We start from the raw sequence: 4,100 nt of genomic DNA, 5'->3' as shown, positions 1-4,100 counted from the left end.
ACCCCCTCAAGGCCAAGGTCGTCTGCGTCCTCGTGGACAAGGTCGTCACCTGCCCCACCAGCGGTCTGCTCGGCTGAGCCCCGCCTCCGGGCGGGGTGGCGCCGGCCGGGCGCTCTCGTCAGCGCCGGCCGGCGCTCGTCAGCCGCTCAGCGGCGGACGAGCGCGGCGACCACGGCGATCACGATGAAGAGCAGGAGCGCCGCCACCGTGATCCGGTGACGGAACTTGAAGTTCACTTCGCGACCTCGGGGGCCGTGGGCACCTCGGAGGCCAGCTGGATGCGGAGCCGGGGTCGTCGGTGCGTCTGGATGGTCACCGCGACATTCTGCCGACGTGAGACCCAGAGGGCCACCGCGACCAGGCTGAGGCCGACCGCGACGGTGCCGATGGCAATGGTCCAGCGGGGGCCCCACACGTCACCGATCCACCCGATCACCGGGGCACCGACCGGCGTGCCGCCCATGAAGATGGCCATGTAGAGCGCCATGACCCGGCCGCGCATGACGGGGTCGACGCTGACCTGGACCATGGCGTTGGCCGTGGTCAGCGCGGTCAGGGCGGCCAGGCCGGTCGGGACGAGGAAGACGGCGAACATGACGTAGTTCGGCGCGGTCGCGAGGAACGCGGTCGACACCGTGAAGCCGGCGAGGGCGACGAGCAGGACCCGCATCCGGGGACGTGCGCGGCGGGCCGAGAGCAGCGCGGCCGTCAGCGAACCGATGGCCATGATCGACCCGAGCAGGCCGTACTCCCCCGGGCCCTTGTCGAAGACCTTGGTGGCCATCAGGGCCATGGTGAGCTGGAAGTTCATGCCGAACGTCCCGAGCACGAAGACGAGCGCCATGATGAGCACGAGGTCCGGCCGGCCCCTGACGTAGCGCAGGCCCTCCCGGATCTGCCCCTTGCCCCGAGCGCGGGGCGACGGGGTCAGCAGGCTCGTGTTCATCCGCAGCAGGGCGATGAGCACGAAGACGAACGTCCCGGCGTTGACGTAGAGCGCGGGGGCGATACCGAACCAGGCGATGACGAGACCGGCGACAGCCGGTCCGACGAGTCGACCGAGGTTGAACGACGCGCTGTTGAGGGCGACGGCGTTGGGCAGGTGCGCGGTGTCGACCATCTCCGACACGAACGTCTGCCGGGCCGGGTTGTCCACGGCGGTCGCGACCCCCTGGACGAAGGCGAGCGCGTAGACGTGCCAGAGCTCGACGACGCCGGTGGCGGCCAGGACCGCGAGGAGCAGGGCCGTGGCGAGCAGGGCCGTCTGCGTGAGGAAGAGGATGCGTCGCTTGGGGAAGCGGTCGACGAGCATCCCTGCGAACGGCGCGAGGATGAGGAACGGCAGGAACTGCAGTCCCGTCACCACGCCGAGTGCCGTGGACGAGTGGTCGGTGAGGACCGTGAGCACGAGCCAGTCCTGGGCGACGCGGCCCATCCACGTGCCGACGTTGGAGACGATCGCGCCCGAGGCGTAGATGCGGTAGTTGGGGATCGAGAGTGAGTGGAAGGTGGGGCTCATTCGCTGGCCACCTTGGCCAGGACGGCGGCGGCGCGCTGGAGCAGCTCGCGCTCCTCGTCGGTCAGCTGCTCGAAGCGCGCGAGCATCCACTCGTCGCGGTGCTTGCGGATGCGCTTGAGCGAGCGGCGACCCTCCGCCGTCAGCGACAGGATGACCTGTCGGCCGTCGGTGGGGTCGTCCGCACGGGAGACGTAGCCGCGCTCGACGAGCATGTTCGACGTGSGCTTCATGCTCGGGGCCGACACACGCTCGATGTCGGCCAGCTCGCTGTTGGTGCGAGCCGTGGCCTCGAGCCGGCAGAGCACCGAGAACTGGTGCGGCGGCAGCTCGCGGTCGGACTCGAAACGGACCCGCCGCGAGATGCGCATGCAGGCCAGTCGGATGTCGTTGGAGAGCGAGACGAGCTCAGCTCTGGAGAGCTGGGCGATGGGGTTCTTGGCAGTCACGGGCGGATCCTCGGAAGTACAGTCTGGCGATACTTAGCCTAACTCATTACCTCGGCTAACCATTCCCAACCCTGGACAACCCGGGCGTGCCGCGACGCACCGGTGGATGCGTGAAGGCCCCCTCCCGAGCGGGAGGAGGCCTTCACGGCATATGGGCTCGGGCGACGAGACACGCCCGATCACGTTGTGCGGCAGGGGTGCTCAGGTCAGCATCGACTCGAGGGGTGCCTTGATGAAGTACACGACGAAGAAGGCCGCGACGATCCACAGGAGCGGGTGGATCTCGCGGGTCTTGCCGCGGGCCATCTTGATGAGCACCCAGGCGATGAAGCCGGCACCGATGCCGACGGTGATGTTGTAGGTGAACGGCATGAGGACGATCGTGAGGAAGGCCGGCAGGGCGATCTCCATGTCGTCCCACTCGATGTTCTTGACCTGGGTCATCATCAGGAACCCGACGATGACGAGCGCCGGGGCCGCGGCCTCGGACGGGACCACCGCGAAGAGCGGCGCGAGGAACGTCGCGAGCAGGAAGAGCACGCCGGTCACGACCGACGCGAGACCCGTGCGCGCGCCCTCCTCGACGCCGGACGCCGACTCGATGAAGGACGTGTTGCTGCTGACGCCACCGGCGCCACCGGCGATGGCCGCCACGGAGTCGACGACGAGGATGCGGTCGGTGTGCGGCGGGTTGCCGTCCGCGTCGAGGAGCTTGGCCTCGGTGCCGATCGCCACGACGGTGCCCATCGTGTCGAAGAAGTCGGCGAGCAGCAGCGAGAAGACGAACATGATCGACGTGACGATGCCGATCTTCTCGAACGAGCCGAGCAGGCTGAACTGGCCGAGGATGCCGAGGTCGGGGGTGTTGGTGATGGTGTCGGGCAGCTTCGGCACCGTCAGGGCCCACGCCGACGGGTTGGTCAGGGCGCCCGACTTGTCGAAGACGCGCGGGCCGATGTGGAAGATCGCCTCGAGGAGCATCGCGAGCGCCGTCGCCGCGACGATGCCGATGAGGATGGCGCCCTTGACCTTGCGGATGAGCAGCACCGCGATGAGGAAGACGCCGACGACGAAGACGAGGGTCGGCCAGCCGTCGAGGCTGCCGCCGATGCCGAGCTCGCTCGGGACCGAGCCCGGCGTCGTGGGCCGGCGCGCGAAGCCGGCGTCGATGACGCCGATGTAGGCGATGAACAGGCCGATGCCGACGGAGATGGCGACCTTGAGCGGTCCGGGGATCGCCCTGAAGACCGCCTTGCGGAAGCCCGTCAGCACGAGCACGAGGATGATGACGCCCTCGATGACGACGAGACCCATGAGGTCGGCGAAGGTGATCTTCTCGGCCGAGTGGGTCAGCACCATCCCGGTGATGAGCCCGTTGATCCCGAGCCCCGCGGCGAGCGCGATCGGGAAGTTCGCCACGAGACCCATGAGGATCGACATGACACCCGCGACGACCGCCGTCCCGACCGCGACGAGCAGCTTGCTCCGCACCAGGTCGCTGGTGCCGCCGATCATCGTGCCCGAGCCGTCGACGACTCCCGAGAGGATGATGGGGTTGAGGACGACGATGTAGACCATCGTGAAGAAGGTGACGACGCCGCCGCGGACCTCTCGGGCGACGGTCGACCCGCGCTCGGTGATCCTGAAGAAGCCGTCCAGCCCGGTCCGTGTAGGAGTGGGGGCAATGCGCGTATCCGTCGACATGGCGCACACCTTAGTGGCGGCACGGGTCGCGTTCGTCACGAGACCATAGGCTGGGAGCGTGACCGACGAGACCACCCCCGACGTGCCGGCGGACGCCGCCGACCCGACGAGCCCGGAGCGGATCGAGCCGTTGCCCGTGCCGATGCTGCGGATCATCGAGGTCGGGCTCGCCGCCTGGGTCGTCGCGCTCGTCGTCACGCTCGTCGTCCCCGCGCTGCACGAGGGCGACCGCGACTGGTGGCCGTGGACGTGCGTCGCCGGGTTCCTGCTGGGCTGCCTCGGCTGGGCCTACGTGCGCCGTGGGCGCGGCAACGCGCGCGACGCTGCCTGAGCTGCCCTGCTCCCTGAACGAGACGAACCACCCGGGTGTGCCGGGTGGTTCGTCCGTGGTCCAGGTCCCTCGTCAGTCCGTGACGGGGTCGTCCGAGCCG

The 4,100-nt window shown here is 69.0% G+C and carries 4 protein-coding genes; 1 reads left to right on the top strand and 3 read right to left on the bottom strand.

Features of this window, described 5'->3' with window-relative positions; genetic code table 11:
* Positions 1-232 precede the first annotated feature (232 nt).
* From AC1DP0_RS18985 to AC1DP0_RS18975, 3 genes are all read right to left on the bottom strand, one after another.
* Positions 233-1,519 (bottom strand): MFS transporter, encoded by a 1,287-nt coding sequence (locus tag AC1DP0_RS18985; protein WP_478087494.1) that lies wholly within the window; start codon positions 1,517-1,519, stop codon positions 233-235.
* The gene (locus AC1DP0_RS18980; RefSeq protein ID WP_478087492.1) at positions 1,516-1,965 is read right to left on the bottom strand and encodes a MarR family winged helix-turn-helix transcriptional regulator; all 450 of its coding nucleotides are present in this window, start codon (positions 1,963-1,965) and stop codon (positions 1,516-1,518) included. The genes AC1DP0_RS18985 and AC1DP0_RS18980 overlap by 4 nt, the downstream gene beginning before the upstream one ends.
* Before the next feature lie 201 nt (positions 1,966-2,166).
* Positions 2,167-3,669, bottom strand: a complete 1,503-nt coding sequence (locus tag AC1DP0_RS18975) for an NCS2 family permease (RefSeq protein WP_478087490.1) — start codon at positions 3,667-3,669, stop codon at positions 2,167-2,169.
* Positions 3,670-3,727: 58 nt separating this feature from the next.
* Here AC1DP0_RS18975 and AC1DP0_RS18970 point away from each other — a divergent pair, with 58 nt between their 5' ends.
* Entirely contained in the window at positions 3,728-4,000 is a 273-nt protein-coding gene (locus tag AC1DP0_RS18970) for a DUF2530 domain-containing protein (protein ID WP_478087488.1), read from the top strand.
* Positions 4,001-4,100: the final 100 nt, after the last annotated feature.

It is taken from the genome of Terrabacter sp. P5_B1, assembly GCF_056400505.1.
Note: the sequence above shows the minus strand (reverse complement) of the source record. Positions and strands in the feature narration are given on the sequence as shown.